The following is a 237-nucleotide window of genomic DNA, read 5'->3' on the forward strand; positions in this document are numbered from 1 at the left end:
GCGTACCGGTGTTCGACGCCGACGCAACGGTGCACAGGCTCCAGGCGGCTGGCGGTAGGCTGGTACCGGCGATCGCGGCCGCCTTTCCCGACGTAGTCGTCGATGGTGCGATCGACCGGGCCAAACTCGGCGCCGCGGTGTTCGGCGACGACGCGGCGATCAAGCGGCTCGAGTCGATCGGCCACCCCGCCGTCGCGGAGGAACGCGCGGCGTTCCTCGCTAATACCACCGATGGGC

1 protein-coding gene is annotated in these 237 nt (G+C 70.5%); it reads left to right on the forward strand.

Translation table 11 applies throughout. From position 1 onward, the window contains the following. The coding region (locus AC0CH3_RS17950) for a dephospho-CoA kinase (protein WP_465238144.1) at positions 1–237 on the forward strand (237 nt) is incomplete at both ends.

Source organism: Sphingomonas sp. AC449 (assembly GCF_979253475.1).